This is a genomic window from Pseudomonas sp. NPDC088890 (assembly GCF_044900155.1).
In the GTDB taxonomy this organism is placed as follows: Bacteria; Pseudomonadota; Gammaproteobacteria; order Pseudomonadales; family Pseudomonadaceae; genus Aquipseudomonas; species Aquipseudomonas urmiensis.
Window position 1 is genome coordinate 1007480 of record NZ_JBJDNG010000001.1, and the last position, 17003, is coordinate 1024482.

The 17003-nt window shown below is 63.3% G+C and carries 20 protein-coding genes; 12 read left to right on the forward strand and 8 right to left on the reverse strand.

Features of this window, described 5'->3' with window-relative positions:
- Positions 1-57: 57 nt before the first annotated feature.
- Together ACI2JX_RS04575 and ACI2JX_RS04580 are read right to left on the reverse strand one after the other, a co-directional pair.
- Positions 58-612 (reverse strand): lipocalin family protein, encoded by a 555-nt coding sequence (locus tag ACI2JX_RS04575; RefSeq protein WP_264233624.1) that lies wholly within the window; start codon positions 610-612, stop codon positions 58-60.
- An 84-nt stretch (positions 613-696) separates the two neighbouring features.
- A complete protein-coding gene (locus ACI2JX_RS04580; RefSeq protein ID WP_404689494.1) occupies positions 697-1767 on the reverse strand; it encodes an AbrB family transcriptional regulator in 1071 nt (356 codons plus the stop codon).
- A gap of 105 nt (positions 1768-1872) precedes the next feature.
- Between ACI2JX_RS04580 and ACI2JX_RS04585 the strand changes: the two genes are divergently transcribed.
- Positions 1873-2775, forward strand: a complete 903-nt coding sequence (locus ACI2JX_RS04585; protein WP_368972072.1) for a LysR family transcriptional regulator — start codon at positions 1873-1875, stop codon at positions 2773-2775.
- Positions 2776-2835: 60 nt separating this feature from the next.
- Here ACI2JX_RS04585 and nikE read toward each other — a convergent pair whose 3' ends face one another.
- Genes nikE through nikA form a run of 5 tightly spaced genes read right to left on the reverse strand, consistent with a single transcriptional unit; the run spans position 2836 to position 7786 of the window.
- Positions 2836-3657: a nickel import ATP-binding protein NikE gene (nikE, locus tag ACI2JX_RS04590; RefSeq protein WP_404689495.1), complete on the reverse strand. Its 822-nt coding sequence runs from the start codon at positions 3655-3657 to the stop codon at positions 2836-2838.
- The gene (locus tag ACI2JX_RS04595; RefSeq protein WP_368972070.1) at positions 3654-4424 is read right to left on the reverse strand and encodes an ATP-binding cassette domain-containing protein; all 771 of its coding nucleotides are present in this window, start codon (positions 4422-4424) and stop codon (positions 3654-3656) included. The genes nikE and ACI2JX_RS04595 overlap by 4 nt, the downstream gene beginning before the upstream one ends.
- Positions 4425-5270, reverse strand: coding sequence for a nickel ABC transporter permease subunit NikC (gene nikC / locus ACI2JX_RS04600; RefSeq protein ID WP_404689496.1), 846 nt, complete (start codon positions 5268-5270; stop codon positions 4425-4427).
- On the reverse strand, positions 5267-6208 hold the full coding sequence (gene nikB, locus ACI2JX_RS04605; RefSeq protein ID WP_404689497.1) for a nickel ABC transporter permease subunit NikB: 942 nt from the start codon (positions 6206-6208) through the stop codon (positions 5267-5269). Before nikB ends, nikC begins: the two co-directional genes overlap by 4 nt.
- Before the next feature lie 3 nt (positions 6209-6211).
- Complete coding sequence (gene nikA, locus ACI2JX_RS04610) at positions 6212-7786, reverse strand: nickel ABC transporter substrate-binding protein (protein ID WP_404689498.1); 1575 nt, start codon at positions 7784-7786, stop codon at positions 6212-6214.
- Positions 7787-7874: 88 nt separating this feature from the next.
- Here nikA and nikR point away from each other — a divergent pair, with 88 nt between their 5' ends.
- The gene (gene nikR, locus ACI2JX_RS04615) at positions 7875-8282 is read left to right on the forward strand and encodes a nickel-responsive transcriptional regulator NikR (protein WP_404689499.1); all 408 of its coding nucleotides are present in this window, start codon (positions 7875-7877) and stop codon (positions 8280-8282) included.
- Between the two features lie 137 nt (positions 8283-8419).
- Here nikR and ACI2JX_RS04620 read toward each other — a convergent pair whose 3' ends face one another.
- Positions 8420-8899 (reverse strand): GNAT family N-acetyltransferase, encoded by a 480-nt coding sequence (locus tag ACI2JX_RS04620; protein ID WP_264233638.1) that lies wholly within the window; start codon positions 8897-8899, stop codon positions 8420-8422.
- Between the two features lie 133 nt (positions 8900-9032).
- Here ACI2JX_RS04620 and ACI2JX_RS04625 point away from each other — a divergent pair, with 133 nt between their 5' ends.
- The 10 genes from ACI2JX_RS04625 (at position 9033) to ACI2JX_RS04670 (ending at position 16889) form a co-directional block, all read left to right on the forward strand.
- Positions 9033-9407, forward strand: a complete 375-nt coding sequence (locus ACI2JX_RS04625; protein WP_392464500.1) for a hypothetical protein — start codon at positions 9033-9035, stop codon at positions 9405-9407.
- Positions 9404-9607, forward strand: a complete 204-nt coding sequence (locus ACI2JX_RS04630) for a helix-turn-helix transcriptional regulator (RefSeq protein WP_368972065.1) — start codon at positions 9404-9406, stop codon at positions 9605-9607. The genes ACI2JX_RS04625 and ACI2JX_RS04630 overlap by 4 nt, the downstream gene beginning before the upstream one ends.
- Positions 9608-9707: 100 nt before the next feature.
- Positions 9708-10328, forward strand: a complete 621-nt coding sequence (locus ACI2JX_RS04635; protein WP_264233640.1) for a LysE family translocator — start codon at positions 9708-9710, stop codon at positions 10326-10328.
- 22 nt (positions 10329-10350) lie between these two features.
- A complete protein-coding gene (locus tag ACI2JX_RS04640) occupies positions 10351-11223 on the forward strand; it encodes an alpha/beta fold hydrolase (RefSeq protein WP_368972064.1) in 873 nt (290 codons plus the stop codon).
- A gap of 229 nt (positions 11224-11452) precedes the next feature.
- On the forward strand, positions 11453-12304 hold the full coding sequence (locus tag ACI2JX_RS04645; protein WP_368972063.1) for an STAS domain-containing protein: 852 nt from the start codon (positions 11453-11455) through the stop codon (positions 12302-12304).
- A gap of 4 nt (positions 12305-12308) precedes the next feature.
- The gene (locus ACI2JX_RS04650; protein WP_264233645.1) at positions 12309-12671 is read left to right on the forward strand and encodes an STAS domain-containing protein; all 363 of its coding nucleotides are present in this window, start codon (positions 12309-12311) and stop codon (positions 12669-12671) included.
- Positions 12668-13072 (forward strand): ATP-binding protein, encoded by a 405-nt coding sequence (locus ACI2JX_RS04655; RefSeq protein WP_186555236.1) that lies wholly within the window; start codon positions 12668-12670, stop codon positions 13070-13072. Before ACI2JX_RS04650 ends, ACI2JX_RS04655 begins: the two co-directional genes overlap by 4 nt.
- The gene (locus ACI2JX_RS04660; protein WP_404689500.1) at positions 13063-14079 is read left to right on the forward strand and encodes an ATP-binding protein; all 1017 of its coding nucleotides are present in this window, start codon (positions 13063-13065) and stop codon (positions 14077-14079) included. Before ACI2JX_RS04655 ends, ACI2JX_RS04660 begins: the two co-directional genes overlap by 10 nt.
- The gene (locus ACI2JX_RS04665) at positions 14072-14947 is read left to right on the forward strand and encodes a sensor histidine kinase KdpD (protein ID WP_264233651.1); all 876 of its coding nucleotides are present in this window, start codon (positions 14072-14074) and stop codon (positions 14945-14947) included. The genes ACI2JX_RS04660 and ACI2JX_RS04665 overlap by 8 nt, the downstream gene beginning before the upstream one ends.
- Positions 14937-16889 (forward strand): response regulator, encoded by a 1953-nt coding sequence (locus ACI2JX_RS04670; RefSeq protein WP_404689501.1) that lies wholly within the window; start codon positions 14937-14939, stop codon positions 16887-16889. The genes ACI2JX_RS04665 and ACI2JX_RS04670 overlap by 11 nt, the downstream gene beginning before the upstream one ends.
- Positions 16890-17003: the final 114 nt, after the last annotated feature.

Here is a 17003-nt window from a genome sequence, read left to right on the forward strand (position 1 = left end):
CCTCTTCGCACTCAACCGCAGCGGCGAAGAGGCCAGGCTACCTGTAATGAACCCTGGTTATGGCTTGTCTGCCTGCCGCCACACCAGCTCCGAAGTGTCGTAACCCTGCTCACGGGCAATCGCCAATAGTTTGTCTCGAGTTTCACCGCTGACTGTCGGGGTACGCGACAGCAGCCAGAGGTACTCGCGATTGGGATGGCCAACCAGCGCCACGCGATAATCCTGATCGTGGTACAGCACCCAATATTCGCCCTTGGTCAACCCTGGCGCCAGGCGGCTGAACCAGTTGTCGAACCTGACCCAAAGCTTGTCGGTCTTGCCCGCTTGCTGCGGCTCGGCGACGCCTTGGGCCTCATTCCATTGGCCATCGGCTTCCCGGCAACGGTTGTCGACACCGATCCGTCCATCCTCGCGCAGGCTATAGCGCGCCTCGGACTGTACGCAGTTGCGCTGGAAGAACATCGGCAAGCGCGCCAGTTCGTACCAGGTGCCCTGGTACTGCTGCAGGTCTACCTGCATGGTGCTCGGCGGTTTCGGGTCATCGCTTGAACTTGCGCAACCCACTAAAGCCAGGGTTAGGCATGAGAGCAGCAACGTGGTTCGCATCGACATCGGCAACCTCCTGGAATGGTCTGAGCTGAAAAAAGACCCAGTGTCTGTTGGACGGGGCCTGATGGCAAAAAGTTGTATCGAACGTCAAGCGCGGGTGAAACGGATGATCTGCCTGGCACAATAGGCACCTGTCACAATGACCCCAAACAAGCGCAAGGTTTGCATGGCCAGCACCAGGCCGACGTCAGCATGGGTTTCCACGGCAATGATCGCCATCGCATCCAGCCCTCCGGGACTGGTCGCCAGGTACATCGAGAGAAAGTCGCTGCCGGTCGCCCGCGCCAACAGCCAGGCGCAGCCGGCGCACAATATGATCAGCACCACTGCCCCGGCAATCATGCTCGGCAATCGACTCCACACGTAGCGCACCGTTGGCCGGTCAAAGCGTAGGCCGATATAGCAGCCGATCGCGCCATAGGCGCAAGCCAGCAACCAGGCGGGCAGGGTGATCAGCAGCAGCCCGCTCAGTTGCAGTACTGCACCGAGCACCAGCGGCACTAACAGCGCCCCAGCCGGTAGCTTGGTGCCGAGGGCCACGCCCAGCACAACGACCCCCAGGCTCAGCAGTAGTTGGCCTACTTGCGGCCCCGGCAGGCTGGCGCCAGTGCTGGCTGCAACGCCCGCGCCGCTGGTTGCGCCGAGCAAGTGGCTGACCAGTGCGCCGATCATGACCACGCACACCACCCTGACGTACTGCATGGTGGCGACCACCCGTGCATCGGCACCGTTCTCTTCGGCCATCGACACCATCGCCGAGGCTGCGCCGGGTGCGGTACCCCAGGCGGCGGTAGTAGCCGAGATGCCGCCATATCGCACAGTGCCCAAGCCGACCAGCGCGCTCAGCAGCACAGTGAGCGCGGTGGCCAGCAGCATGACGTGCCAAGACTGCGCCAGCGAAGCCAACACGGTCCAGGTTACCGAGTGAGCGACCATCAACCCTACGCAGCCCTGGCTTAAGCGAAACACTTGCCGGTGCAAGCGTAGTTGCGCGCCAGACACGCCAAAGGCAATCGCCACCAGCATCGGCCCGAGGAACAGACCGGCTGGCACCCCCAACGTATGCAGCAACTGGCCGACCCCGCCGGCGCAGACGATGAGCGCGAGCCAGAGCAGGATTCGTGAAGGGGAGGCCAGGCCAGCTAAGAAGGTCTGCAAGGTCGATATGCTCCAGAACGCGTTTGACGGAGAAAATTATCGACGGGTCAATCGATCAAGTCTATTTTCTACTTTCGATGAATCGATAACCGAAATTCATGAATCATGGATCTACGCGACCTCACTTATTTTGAAACCATCGCCGAACTGGGCCACCTTGGGCGGGCTGCCGAGAAGCTCAACCGCAGCCAGCCGGCGTTGAGCAAGAGCATCCAGCGCCTGGAGGAGTCGCTGGGCACACGGCTGTTCCAGCGCGATGGTCGGCGCATCAAGTTGACCGACGTCGGCCAGCTGTTGCTCGAGCGCGGCCGGCAGTTGCAGCTGAGCATTGCCGAAACCGAACGAGAGGTGCGCGACTTCGCCGGTGGCCTGGTCGGTAACATCCGCCTGGGCTGCGCCGCGAGCATGGCCGAATACTTGCTGCCACAGCTCACCGAATCGTTGCTGCAGCGCGCGCCGCAGTTGACCTTGCAGCTGTCGATCGCTCAAGACGATGTGCTGCGCGAATCTCTGCGCACCGGCCGCCTGGATGCGATCATCTGCCCGCTAATCGTCGATGACCCGCAATTTCGCAGCTACCCCATCCTGGAGGATGAAGCGGTAGTGGTCGCCAGTGCCGATCACCCGGTATTCGGCACAGCGATTGCCCTCAAGGATCTGTGTCAGTACCGCTGGGTGCTGCCAGGCAGCACGGTGACCTCCCGGCGCTGGCTCGACAATGTGTTCATCGCCCGCCACCTGCCAGCGCCGCAGGTGCAGATCGAGACCAACACGGTCTCGCTGCTGCCACGTCTGATCGCCCGTACCGGGCTGCTCAGTTTCGTCGCCCGCGAAACCCTGGAGCATGGCCAGGGCATGTCGCGCTTGCGCGAAGTGCCGCTGTTGGAAACCACCATGAGCCGTACCGTCGCGGTATCGGTACGCGCCGAAGGCTATCTGCCGCCTGCTGCTGGGGCGATGGTCGACCTGCTGCGCGATAACGGCCGCAGCTTTTTCAGAGAGGATTGATCCGCCTAGGGCTGTCCAGGCGGCCAATGGGTAGCCCTACGGATCGATGAAGGTGCAATCTTACGCTTGCGCAGTGGCTGCCTGCGCAGCTGGCAAGCGCTGCTTAGGGCGCTCTGGCAGCATGGCGCGTTGCAGCTGTTGGCCCACGGGATGCTCGAACGCCAAGGCCTGGTCAACCGGGCGATCCTCGACGATCCGGCCCTCGCTCATCAGCACGACTCGCTGGCAAAAATAGCGCACCAGGCTCAGGTCATGGCTGATCAGGACAAACCCAGTCCCGGTTTCACGACGCAGTACGTCAAGGCGTTGCAGCAACTGCAACTGCAGCACTCGATCGAGGTTGGACAGGGCCTCGTCGAGCACCACCCACTGCGGCGAGATGGCCAAGGCTCGTGCGATGTTGGCGCGTTGCAGCTGACCGCCACTGAGTTGGTGCGGCAAGCGCTCGGCATGTTCGGCGCGCAAGCCCATCTGCTCAAGCAACTGCAGCACCCGTTGGCGCTGCGCCGCTTCCTTCATCTGGCTCAGGTGACGCAGTGGTTCGGCGATGCTCCAGGCAATCGAGCGCTGAGGGTTGAAGGCGCCTGGCGCATCCTGCAACACCAACTGCACCGCCCGTTGGAATTCGCGGGCCGGTTCGCCGCGGAGCTGGCTGACATCCTGCCCGGCAAACCGCACCTGACCTTGGCGCGGTTTTTCCAGACCCAGCAACAGTCGGGCGAGGGTGCTCTTGCCGCTGCCGCTGCTGCCCAGCAGACCGACCGATTGGCCCACTGACAACGTCAGGTCGATGCCATCGAGTACCTGTAGCCAGCCACTTCGGCGCAACAGGCCACCGGTGCGGTAGCCATGGGCGACTTGGCAGATATCGAGCTGGCTCATGGGTGTCTCCCGCTGAGTATTTGATGGGCTTCAAGCAGGGTGCGGGCGCTGCTGCTGGCTGGGCTGTCGAACAAACCCTGCACGCTCTGGCGCTCAACGATGCGCCCAGCCTCCATCACCGCCACACGATCAGCGCAGCGTGCCACCACCCCCATATCGTGAGTGACCAGCAAAACGCCCAGTGCATGCCGTTCTACCAGCTCCATCAGCAGGTCGAGAAAGCGCGCCTGGCTCAGCGCGTCGAGGTCGCTGGTGGGCTCGTCGGCTAGCAGGAACGGTGTTTCAGCCATCAACGCCAGGGCAATCATCATCCGCTGGAGCATCCCGCCACTGAGTTGGAAGGCGAATGACTGTAATACCCGCTGGCGCTCGCACAGGCCCACGGCGTCCAGGCATTCGTCCAACCGCTGGCGCGCGGCGGCGCCGGTGATCCCGCGCAACTTGAGGGTTTCCAGGCCATGGCTGGCCATGTCGCGCACCGGGTTGAAGGCGCTGCGCGGGTTCTGCAGGACCAGGCTGGCCAGGCGTCCGCGTACCTGGTTGGGGTGCAGTGGCTGGCCGTCCAGCGATAGCTGACCCTGCCTGCGAACCAGCCCGCCAGGCAGTAAATCAAGCAGTCCCAGACAACTAAGCGACTTGCCCGAGCCGCTGCTGCCGACCAGTGCACAGACTTCGCCGCGGCGCAGTTGCAGGTCGACGTCATCGATCAATAGGCCGCTGCGACCCTCGATGCACAGCCCACGCACCTGCAGGATTGAGCCCACCATCTAGCGCGTCTCCAGAGTCGGATCGAGGCGGTCGCGCAGGGCATCGCCGAGCAAGTTGAAGGCCATCACCGAGAAGAAGATCATCAGCCCCGGCAACAGTAACAGTTGTGGATGGGTCCAGATGAACTCCTTGGCGTCGTTGATCATCACCCCCCATTCGGCGGTTGGCGGCGTCACCCCAAGGCCGAGGAACGACAGGCCCGAGACATGTAGCATCATGTGGCCGATATCCAGGGTGGCGAGTACCAGCAATGGCCCGGCAATATTCGGCAGCACATGCTGGCGCAGGCGCATCCAGCGCGAGGCGCCAGCCAGGCGCGAGGCCAGCAGGTATTCGCGACCGCGCTGGGCGATCACTAGGCCGCGAACCATGCGCGCATACCAGGCCCAGTGGGACAGGGCGATGGCGACGATCACATTGCTCAGGCCGGTACCCAGCAACGTCACGAAAAAGAACGCCAGCACCAGGGTCGGGAAGGTCATGAACATATCGCACAGGCGCATGATCAGCAGATCGAGCTTGCCGCCGACAAAACCTGCCACGCCACCAATTACGATGCCCAGCAGCAGCACCAGCGCCAGGGTCAGCATCACGCTGCCCAGCGACAGTCGGGTGCCGACGATCAGTCGCGAGAGCAGGTCGCGACCCAGGTGGTCGGTGCCTAGCCAGTGACGGGCGTCGGGTGGCAACAGGCGCTGGCTGAGGTCGACCAGATCGGGGTCGTGCGGCGCCAGCCACTGGCCGAAAATCGCCAGTAGTGCCAGCAGGCCGACCAGCACCACGCCCAGGACCAGGCTGTAATTAAACGACAGCGCGGGGCGGCGTAGCAGCGACAACGTATTCATGCGCTCACCCCTTGCAGGCGGCTGCGTGGGTCGAGCCAGGCGTAGCAAACATCCACCAGCAGGTTACAGAGCATCAGCAACGCGGTGAGCAGCAAGGTGAAGCACTGCATCACTGGGAAGTCGCGATTGAGCACCGCCGAGACGGCAAAACGGCCGACCCCGGGCCAGGCGAAAATGGTCTCGATCACCAACGCACCGCCGATCAACTCGCCGACATGCATGCCGGTGGCGGTGACCAGCGGCAGCCAGGCATTGCGCAAGATATGATCGCGCCACACCTGGCGCTCGCCCATGCCACGGGCGCGGGCATAGGTGACGTGACGTTGGCCGCTGGCTTCCAGTAGGCTTGCGCGCAGCAAGCGGGCGTTGATCGACATCGACATCAGGGCGATAGCCAGCACCGGCATCACCAACTGGCCAGCGCTGCCACGCCCCAGCGGCGGTAGCCAGCCGAGCCACAGCGAGAACAGTGCGATCAGCAAGAACGCCAGCCAGAAGTTCGGCATCGACACGCCGAGAAAGGTTACTGCACGCACCGCATGATCGGGCCACCGCCCCTGCCAGCGGGCCGCCAGCAACCCCAGCGGCACCGACAACACCAGCGTGCAGACCAGGGCCAGGCCGCCCAGTTGCAGGGTTGCTGGCAGGTAATAGAGCAAGTCGTCGAGCACTGGGCGACCGGTCAGGTAGGAAATACCGAAGTCCAATTGCACGGCCTTGCCCAGCCAAGTCAGGTACTGCGCATACAGTGGCTGATCAAGCCCCAGGGTATGTCGGACCTCGGCAATGGCCGCGTCGGTCGGTGGGATATGCGACAAGCGCAGGTAGTCCAGTGCAGGATCGGTGCTGCCCAGATGCAGCAGGAAAAACACCAGCAGCGACACCCCAAGCATGACCGGTAGCAGCAATAGCAGGCGCAGGCAGATATAACGCAGCATCGATCAGTGCTCCTGGGTTGGGGTCATGGCTTCGAACGGCACATCGAACAAGGTGCTGCCGAACTGCACGTTGGCCACCGATGCGCGCCGAACGCTGATCGCGGTGAGGTAAGAAATCGGCAGGTAGACCGCCTGTTCGTGCAACGTGGTGAGGATGAACCGGTACTGCTCGGCGCGCTGCTGCTCGTCGGTGCTGGCCAGCACCTGGGCGATGCGTCGGTCCAGTTCGTCCTTGATTGCCAGGCCGCGTTGCGCCATGTAGTCGGCGTGGCCGGCGTAGCGCATGGAGCTGACGAACGAGTGCGGATCGTAAGGCGCGCCCCAGGTGTCGGCGAAGATCATGCCGAAGTCGCCGTCGCGCTGGCGGCGTACTAATGCGCCGTCTTCCACCGCGCGCAGGGCGATGTGGATGCCAAGCTTGGCCAGCTCACCCTGGAACACTTCGGCCAGGCTTTTTTGCAGCGCACTGGTGCCGAGGAACACCAGCTCAATCGACAGCGGCTCACCGGCCTTGCTGCGCACGACTGCGCCCGGGGCCAGGGTCCAGCCGGCAGCCTCCAGTTGGTTGACGGCCACGGCGGGGTCGTAGGCGTAGGGTTTCAGGCCGAGGTCGGCGTAGGGCATGTTGCGCGCGAACAGGGTGTCGGCACGCGGCTCCAGGCCGTAGAGGATCTTGTCGATGATCGCCTGCTTGTCCAGCCCGTGGTTGATCGCCTGGCGCACTGCCAGTTCACGCGTCGGGCCGCGGCCGGTGTTCATCGCCAAGGTCCTGGTGGCCAATGGCGCCGACAGCGCAGTGGCGAAGCCTTGATCGCGCAGGCGCACGAAGGTGCCGGCGGTGATCTCGCCGGCGGCGCCCTGAATCAATTGCAGTTCGCCAACTTGCAAGGCCAGCGCGCGGCTGTTCGGATCGGGGATAACCTTGACCACGACTTGGCTGTAGGCAGGTTTTGCTCCCCAGTAATTGGGGTTGCGGGCGAAACGGTCGAACTCTCCCAACCGGCTTTCGACCCGCATCCACGGGCCTGTGCCCACGGCCTGGCCGGGTTTGGCCTGCGGTGAGGCGAAGCGCAATGGGCGTACCTGGGCCAGTTCCATGAGGGTCGGGTAATACGGATGCTTGAGCACCAGACGCAGGGTGAGTCGATCCGTGGCCTCGACATGATCGAGTGTGCTCACCAGCTGCATCCAGCGGTGACGCTGGGGGTTGGCCAGCACCGCATCCAGGTTGGCCTTGGCTGCGGCGGCGTCGAACGGCGTACCGTCGCTGAAACGCACCCCGTCGCGCAGGGTGAAGGTGTAAGTCTTGCCGTCTTGCGAGACCTGCCAGGCGGTGGCCAACCAAGGTTCCAGGGTTCCCGAGGCGTTGTAGCGCACCAGCGGCTCGTAAACCATGGCCTGGGCATACATCTGATTAGGCGAATAACCGCGCGGGTCGAGGGGGCCAGCGTTGACCGGCCAGGAGTAGCTCAGCGTAGGTCCAGGGTCGGCGTCGTTGCCCGCCTGCGCGCAGAGGCTGACGGCCAGTAGCAACACGCCCCAGCGGGCGAGCTTTCGTTTACCTGGCTGCTGCTTCACACTGCGTCCCCCACTTCAACGGAGGCGCTAGCCTAGAGAGATGGTGGGTATGATGTCTAGGCTAAATGATCTTACTGGAAGTAACAGAATGCAACGGATCACCATCACGCTGGACGAGGCGTTGCTCGAGGTCATCGACCGGCGGGTGGCTGAGCATGGTTATCAAGGCCGCTCCGAGGCCATTCGCGACCTGCTGCGCAATGGTTTGCTCGAGTCTGAGCCGCTGGCAGAGGCTGCTCCGTGCGTGGCGGTCGTCAGCTACCTGTATGACCATGACACCCGTGAGCTGCCCAAGCGTCTGAACCAAACCTTTCACGCCCACCACACCCTGACCCGCTCGACCCTGCATGTGCACCTCGATGCTGGGCATTGCCTGGAAGTATCGGTATTGCAGGGGGCCAGCGGCGAGGTGGTCGAACTGTCGCGTCAGCTGATGGCTGAGCGTGGCGTGGAGCATGGGCATGTGCAGGTGATGCCAGCGCCGGAGCCCAACTGACCGCGGCGAGCTCAGGCAGTCGCTACGGCGGCTGATGGCAGCCCTTGCACAAAGCTGCAATCTGCCAGCTGCCGCGCAAGCGGATGAGCGCAGTCTTGGCGCCGAGCGCGGCGCTTGAGCGTTTTGCCAACGCCAGCCTAGCCCTGGGCGAACGCCGCCAGCCGCTCACCTTCCAACCGATAACGCACCCACTCGTCCTGCGCCTGCGCCCCGAGCGACTGGTAAAAACCAATCGCCGGCTCATTCCAGTCCAGCACGCTCCATTCCAGCCGTCCGCACTGGTTGGCCACCGCTTCCCGAGCAATAAAGCGCAGTAACTGGCGCCCGGCGCCATCGCCGCGTTGCTCTGGGGTGATGTACAGATCCTCCAGGTAGATGCCGTTGCGCCCCAGCCAGGTCGAGTAGCTGTAGAAGTACACGGCAAAACCAATCGCCTGGCCATCGCGTTCACAGATCAAGCTGCTCACCGTGCTGTCTTCGTCGAACAGGCTGCGCTCGATATCAGCCAGGCTGGCCACCACCTCATGGCGGGCCCGTTCGTAGTCGGCAAGCTCGGTGATGAAGGCCAGGATCTGCGCGGCATCGCTGCGCACGGCGGGGCGGATGGTCAGGCTCATGCTAGGGTTTCCTTGGGTTGGAGATGCTCATCTTACGCGGCAAGGGCAGGGCTTGCCGAGATGTAAAGGTAGCTTGACATGGCGTGCGCGATCGCCTTCAATGTCAAGCACACTTTACATCGAGGGTCCGACCATGGCGCAACGACGCTTCCTGGGCAATTTCATCCTGACGCTGCTGGCTTATGCCGGCTGCGTGCTGGTCAGCAGCCATTACCTGCCGAGTCTGCCTGCGGGCGCTGGCAAAACGGCGTTGGCCCTGCTGCCGGTGCCGGCGATGCTGATGATGGCCTGGGTGGTCATTGAGCACCTGCGCAGCCTGGATGAGCTGGCCCGGCGCATCCAGCTCGAAGCCCTTGGCTTGGCGTTCGTGGGCACCGCGCTGCTGACCTTCAGTTACGGCTTCCTGGAGACGGCAGGCTACCCGCGTTTGTCGATGTTCATGGTCTGGAGCCTGATGGGCTCGCTGTGGGCAATCGGCGCGGTGATTGGGGTGAGACGCTACCGATGAACAATCACATCCGCGCCCTGCGCGGCGAGCAGGGCTGGTCGCAGGCCGAGCTGGCCGAGCGCCTGGGTGTCTCGCGCCAGACTGTCAACGCCATCGAAACCGGCCGTTACGATCCCAGCCTGCCGCTGGCTTTTACCATCGCCAGGGTGTTTGGCCGGAGCATCGAAGAAATCTTCCAGCCAGAACAATCGGTACAGTGATGTGTATCTGCAAAATATAAGGTAACTGTACTGGTGGTTGGCAGGCACTACTCCGCTACTGTGGTTGCACGATAACTACTCCACGCTGCGGAACAACGCCATGCTTGCCTCTCTCGACCTGCTGACTGCCTTTGTGCTTTTTGCCTTCGTTTCCTCGATCACCCCGGGGCCGAACAACACCATGTTGCTTGCCTCGGGGGTGAATTTTGGGGTGCGTCGTTCGATTCCGCACGCCATGGGCATCAGCATCGGCTTCATGGTCATGGTGCTGGCGGTAGGCTTTGGCCTGGGCGAAGTGTTCAAGGCCTGGCCGCCGCTGTACACCATCTTGCGCTACGTCGGTGCTGCATACTTGCTGTATCTGGCCTACAAGATCGCCACTTCTGGGCCGATGTCTGCCAGCGGCAACGGTTCGGCCAAGCCGATGAGCTTCTTGGGCGCGGCGGCGTTCCAGTGGGTCAACCCCAAAGCCTGGGTGATGGCCGTTGGGGCGATTACCACCTACACGCCGGCGCAGGGCTATGTAGTCAATGTGATCGTCATCGCGGCGCTGTTCGCCCTGGTCAACCTGCCCAGCGTCGGGATTTGGGTGATGTTCGGTAGCGCCTTGCGCAACCTGCTGCAAAATCCACGTTGGCTGATGCTGTTCAATGTCCTGATGGCCCTGCTGCTGGTGATTTCGCTGTACCCGCTGCTGTTTGTAGAATCGGCGTTTTCCTGATTCCGATGAGCGCAGCCGCCTGATGCAATTGATCCCTTGGTCCCATGATTGCCCTGAAGGCTTCACCCTGCGCGGTTGGCGCTCGCCCGCCAGTGGCCGGCCACTGCTGCACTTTCTTCACGGTAACGGCTTTTGCAGCCTGGCCTACCAGCCGCTGCTGATGCGTTTGGGCGAGCATTACGACCTGTGGTTGAGCGATGTGCAGGGCCATGGCGACAGTGACCATGGCGGCGCATTTCGTGGCTGGAACCGCACGGCTGCGTTGGCCGTGGAGGCCTTCGAGGCGGGTCGAGGCGAGTATGGCGATGTCCCCAGGTATGCCCTTGGGCACAGTTTTGGCGGGGTGCTGACTGGGTTGATCCTGGCCAATGAGCCGCAGCTGTTCGAACGCGCGGTGTTGCTCGACCCGGTGCTGTTCAGCCGGCGCATGCTCGGAGTAATGGGCGCTGCCGCGCTGGTTGGCCTGCACCGCCGACACGCCTTGGCGCGCAAGGCGGCCACGCGGCGCAGCCACTGGCCTGATCGCGCGGCGGCCCACGCCTCGCTGCAGGGGCGGGGCATCTTCAAAGGCTGGAGCGACGAGGCGTTGCAGGCCTATGTCGAGCATGCCATTGGCGACTGCGGTGAAGCGGTGGTGCTCAAATGCCGGCCTAGCCGCGAAGTGGAGATCTTCAGCTCCTTCCCCGAGCGAATGTGGACCCAGCTGGGCCGAATCCGCACGCCCACGCGGATTCTCTACGGGGAGCAGACCTATCCCTTCGTGCCTCACTCGGTGCGTCGCCTGGCGGCGCTCAATGCGAGCGTGACGGCGCAGCAGATGCCGGGCGGGCATTGCTTCATGCAAGAAGCCCCAGCATTGGCCGCTGAGCAGGTAATGGCTTTTCTCACGCCCTGACCTCGTTCATCGCGTTGTTGTGCTGTGCCGTTGCCGCACTGCTGCTACGTAGTCGCTGAGTCGCTGTCTGCCACGGACCGGGCGATCTTGACCTAGAGTTAGCAGCACGCGGCTGGCCCGATGCAATTATCGGGCGGTTGCCACAACTATTTTCACTGGCGGATGTCCTTTTTTGCGGGCCGGTAATTTCTATCGGGCGCCGGCAGACTTTTTCAGGAGAACAAGGCACATGGCAGCACTGCAGAACAGTACGTTGGAGGCAATTGCCAGCAACCAGTCCCGGCTGATCGGCGATTGGATCGCAGCACTGGAAGCCAATGGCGCCGCCCGCAATATCAAAGAGCAGGACTTGCGTCAGGAAACCCGTGATTTTCTCCAACTGGTAGTCGATGGCCTGCGCAGCGAAAGCGGCGGTAACATTGCCGCAGCAGGTTGGGAAGAAACCCGCCGCTTCCTGGAAAAACTCTCCACCAGCCGTGCCCAGGCGGGCCAGGAGTCGCACCAGACCGCCTATTTCATCTTTGCGCTCAAAGGCCCGCTGTTCACCCTATTGCAAAGTCACTACCGCGAGCAGCCGGCGCTGTTGGCCGAGCAACTGTGGGAAGTCTCCGAGCTGCTCGATGCCTTTGGCCTGCACACCATCCGCACCTATCAGAAAACCCGAGAAGGGGTGATCAAGCGCCAGCAGGAAGAGCTGCTAGAACTGTCCACCCCGGTGGTCAAACTGTGGGATGGCGTACTCGCCTTGCCGCTGATCGGCACCCTCGACTCGCAACGCAGCCAGACCGTCATGGAGTCACTGCTGCAGCGTATCGTCGACACCGGCTCGGAAATCGCCATCATCGACATCACCGGCGTGCCCACGGTCGATACCCTGGTGGCCCAGCACCTGCTCAAGACCGTTACCGCCATCCGCCTGATGGGCGCCGACTGCATCATCAGCGGCGTGCGTCCGCAGATTGCCCAGACCATCGTTCACCTGGGCCTGGACCTGGGCACGCTGACCACCAAGTCCAACCTCGCCGATGCCCTCAAGCTGGCCCTGACCCGTCTAGGCACCCGCCCAGACGAGCGAGTGTGAGGCGATGGAGCGTATCCCTATCTTGCAGATGGGCGAGTTCCTGCTGGTGACCATCCAGGTGGACATGCACGACCAACTGGCCTTGCGCCTGCAGGACGACCTCACCGCGCGCCTCGACCACACCTCGGCGCGGGGCGTGTTGATCGATATCTCGGCGCTGGACATGGTCGACTCGTTCATCGGCCGGATGATCGCCAGCATCTCCAGCTTGTCGCGGATCATGGACGCCGAAACCGTGCTGGTCGGCATGCAGCCCGCGGTAGCCATTACCCTGGTCGAACTCGGCCTGACCTTGCCGGGGGTGAGCACTGCGCTCAACGTTGACCGCGGGATGAATCTGCTGCGTCAGCGGGTAGGGCGACCATGAGCATTCGCGACAGCGGCAGCCAACCGGTGCGACTGGAGCAGGACGTGGTACTGGCCCGACAACTGGCGCGCAGGATTGCCAGCGACTGCGGCATGCGCCTGGTCGACTTGACCAAGCTGGTCACGGCGGTCAGCGAACTGGCCCGTAACACCGTGGTGTATGGCGGTGGCGGCGATATGGACTGGCAGGTCATCGAGGACGCCGGCAGGGTTGGCTTGCGCCTGGTATTTCGCGATGAAGGCCCCGGTATCGCCGACGTCAAGCTGGCGTTGACCGATGGCTGGACTTCTGGCTCAGGCTTGGGCCTGGGGCTGACCGGCGCGCGCCGGCTGGTCGATGAATTCGAACTCGACACCGCTCCCGGGCAAGGCACCCGGGTAACGATCACCCGATGGACATGAACCTTGCCGCCAGCCTGACCCAGGTCTTGCGCCTGGATGATCACAGCCAGGTGGGCCACGCCCGCCGGGTGGTGCAGAAACTGGCCGAACAGCAGGGTTTTGCCCCTGCCGATGCCGGCCGAGCGGCGCTGGTCGCAACCGAGCTTGCCAGCAATGTGCTCAAACATGCCGGGCGCGGCGAGTTGCACTTGCGGGTGCTGCCTCATGATGGCGGGCACGGTCTTGAGCTGCTGGCAGTGGATCGCGCCAAAGGTTTCGATGTACATGCTTGCCTGGCCGATGGCTACTCGACCGGCGGCACCCAGGGCATTGGTCTGGGCGCGGTCAGTCGCCTGGCCCAGGTGTTCGATGTGCATGCCGATGAGCGTGGCGCAGTGGTCTTGGCGCGGCTGTACAGCGAGGACGCCAGTGGGCCGGATGTGCGGGTCGGGGTCAGCCAGCATTCCCTGCATGATGACCCCGCCTGTGGTGATACGTGGCACGTGACCCTGGGTAAGCAACGACTGAGCGCACTGCTTATAGATGGTCTGGGTCACGGTGAGGAGGCGGAGCGAGCCGCCAAGGCCGGGGCCCAGGAGTTTGCCAGCAACCCGTTCAGTGAGCCGCAAGGCTTGCTTGGCGAGCTGCACCACGCCATGGCTGGTACCCGCGGCGGCGCGGCGGCCATCGCTCAGTACGATGCCAGCGCCGACAGCCTGGCGTTCATTGGTATCGGCAATATCGGCGCCACCTTGGTGGGCGGCGAACGGCCGCGGGGCCTGGCCTCGCACCCCGGCATCGTCGGTGGTCAATACCGCAAGGGCCAGGTGTTCGACTACGCTCACGTGAAGGGAAATCTGTTGATCATGTTCAGCGATGGCCTGCAATCGCGTTGGAACCTTCAAGCCTACCCTGGCCTGGCCTCGCGCCACCCGGCCGTGATCGCCACCGTGCTGCACCGCGACTTCTGCCGCGGGCGGGACGATGTCACGGTGCTGGTTATCGACCTGGAGACTGTGCATGCCTGAGCCGTCGCCCAACACCACCGCCGAGCAGGCCGCCCTGGTGGCGCGCTTGCAGGCGGAAAACCAGGCCTTGCGCGGCGAGTTGGAAGAAACCAACCAGGGCGTGCTGGCGCTGTATGCCGAGTTGGATATCCAGGCTGAGCAACTGCGCCAGGCATCGGACCTGAAAAGCCGCTTCCTTTCCTACATGAGCCACGAATTCCGCACGCCGCTGGGCTCGATCCTGAGCATTACCAGCCTGCTCGCCGACGAAGTGGACGGGCCGCTGAGCAAAGAGCAGCAATTGCAGGTGGCGTTCGTCAGCACCGCGACTCGCGAGCTCAGCGACATGGTCGATGACCTGCTGGACCTGGCCAAGATCGAGGCTGGGCGCATCACCATCTCGCCGGCCTGGTTCGACATGCTCGACCTGTTCGCCGCCTTGCGCGGGATGTTCCGGCCGATCGTCGACACCGGGTCTGTCGATCTGATTTTCGAAGAACCACAGGGCCTGCCCCAGCTGTATACCGACGACAAGAAGCTGACCCAGATTCTGCGCAACTTCATTTCCAATGCCCTGAAGTTCACCACCCGTGGCGAAGTGCGGGTGTCGGCCCAGTTGCATGGCAGCGATCAGATTCGCTTCGCCGTTACCGATACCGGCATCGGCATCGCTCCAGAGTTGCTCGAAGGCCTGTTCGAAGACTTCGCCCAGCTCGACTCTCCTCTGCAAAAGCGTCTGCGCGGCACCGGCCTGGGGTTGTCGCTGTGCAAGCGCTTCGCCGCCTTGTTGGGGGGCGAGGTGGGAGTGGACAGCGTGCCAGGAGTGGGGTCTTCGTTTTTTGTGATCATTCCGTTGGCCATCGCCCAGGAGAGCGTCGATGAACCCTGACATCCGCCTGCTGATCGTCGACGACAACGCCGCCACGCGTTACGCGCTGCGCCGGCGGCTGGCGCTGCACGACTACCAGGTGCTGGAGGCAGGCACCGGTGGCGACGGGCTGGCGATGATCCGCAACGAGCAGATCGATGCGCTGATCCTCGATGTCAACCTGCCGGACATGAGTGGGTTCGACATCGTGCGCCTGCTGCGCGCCGATCCGGCAACTGCGTTGCTGCCGGTGATCCACGTGTCCGCCGCGTCGATCCAGACCGGCGACATTATCACTGGCCTGGAAGCTGGCGCCGACGCCTACCTGGTCCACCCGGTCGATCCGGACGTGCTGCTGGCGACCCTGCGCACCTTGCTGCGAGTGCGCGACACCGAGCGTGCCCTGCGCGAGAGCGAAGCGCGTTTTCGCGAGATTTTCAGCAATGTTTCAGCACCGATTGCAGTCTTGGACGCCACCCTCAAGGTGCACGAGTGCAACCAGGCCTTCGCCCAGCTGATCCAGGACAACCGCCACCCGGAAACGTTGCGTGAGTGCTTTGCCAGCGACCAGCAAGGCGAATTGGCGCTGTTGCGCCAGCACCTTGCCGATGGCCAGCGCTGGCGTGGCACCTTGGCCATGACCGTGCAAGGCCTGCCGCGGGATACCGAGTGGCAGCTGTCGCCTTATCGCGCCCCCGGCTTGTGCCTGGTGTTCGTCGAAGACGTCACCGAGCACCGCCATCGCGAACGTTCGCACCTGGCCCGCTTGGATGACGCCAACACCCAGCTGGCCCATGAAGTCGCCCAGCGTGCGCGCAGCGAAGCGCAGTTGTTGCAGTTACAGAAGATGGATGCGCTAGGTAGCCTCACCGGCGGTATCGCCCATGACTTCAACAACCTGCTCACCGGCATCATCACCAGCCTGGAACTGATCCGCAAACGGGTTGCAGAAAACCGTGTGGAGAAGGTCCCAAGCTACGCCGAGGCCGCCTTGAGCTCGGCGATGAGCGCGGCATCGCTGACCCATCGTCTGCTGGCCTTCGCCCGCCAGCAGCCACTCGATACCCGGCCGGTGGATATCAACGAACGGGTGCGCTCGCTGGAGGAGTTGATTACCCGCACCATCGGCGAGCGCATCGAACTACAACTGCAGCTCTCCAGCCGCCCGGCGATTGCCCTGGTCGATCCGATCCAGCTGGAAAGCGCAGTGCTCAACCTGGTGATCAATGCCCGGGATGCCTTGGTCAGGGGCGGGCATATCTGGGTCAATACTGCCGCGACCTGGTCGCATGGCGACCCCAACTTGCAGGACGGCCCCTATGTGGCGGTGACGGTGCGCGATGATGGCAGCGGCATCGAGCCGGAGTTGCTGGAAAAAGTCTTCGATCCATTTTTCACCACCAAACCGGTCGGGCAAGGCACCGGGCTTGGTTTGTCGACCATCTATGGGTTCGCTCGCCAGTCTGGGGGGCATGTGGCAATTCGAAGCCTGCCAGGGCAGGGCACCGAAGTGACCCTGCTGCTGCCGGCCAGTACCCAACAAGCGTCCAGTACTGGATGCGCACCCCAGGTCGACCAGAAAGGCGCCGGCGAGCATGTGCTGATCGTCGAGGACATGGCTTCGGTGCGTCTCTCGGTAGCCGAGGCGTTGGCCGATGCCGGCTATCGCTGCACCTTGGCCGAGACCATTGAACAGGCGCTGGACCATTTGCGCGAGGACGCCGGGATCGAGTTGTTGTTGACCGATGTCGGCTTGCCAGGGATCAGTGGCCGGGAGCTGGCGGACATGGCCCGCATCTACCGACCGGGGCTGCCGGTGCTGTTCATGACCGGCTACGCCGAGACCGCGTTGGATCGCCAGGCGTTTCTTGGCACGGGGATGGATATGCTGATCAAGCCGTTCCAGATTGGTGAGTTGCTGGACAAGGTGCGGCGCAGCTTGGGGCAGCTGGCCGCAGGATGAAACGTTGTACTTGCTGGCCTCATCGCGGGGCAAGCCCGCTCCCACGTTGCTTGATTGCCACGCCCTCTGGCGCCTAGCCAAGCGTGGCGCCCATGCTTGGCTGCCAGGTTCTTC